General features: G+C 51.6%; 1 protein-coding gene. It reads right to left on the reverse strand.

Annotated features, from left to right (window positions below):
* Positions 1–15: 15 nt before the first annotated feature.
* The coding region (locus tag FHC48_RS23185) for an IS1 family transposase (RefSeq protein WP_000317619.1) at positions 16–287 on the reverse strand (272 nt) is incomplete at its 5' end.

Here is a 287-nt window from a genome sequence, read left to right on the forward strand (position 1 = left end):
GGTAATGACTCCAACTTATTGATAGTGTTTTATGTTCAGATAATGCCCGATGACTTTGTCATGCAGCTCCACCGATTTTGAGAACGACAGCGACTTCCGTCCCAGCCTTGCCAGATGTTGTCTCAGATTCAGGTTATGTCGCTCAATGCGCTGAGTGTAACGCTTGCTGATTACGTGCAGCTTTCCCTTCAGGCGGGATTCATACAGCGGCCAGCCATCCGTCATCCATACCACGACCTCAAAGGCCGACAGCAGGCTCAGAAGACGCTCCAGTGTGGCCAGAGTGC

Origin of the sequence: Enterobacter sp. EC_50, from assembly GCF_019584525.1 — a bacterium.
Lineage (GTDB): Bacteria > Pseudomonadota > Gammaproteobacteria > Enterobacterales > Enterobacteriaceae > Enterobacter > Enterobacter roggenkampii.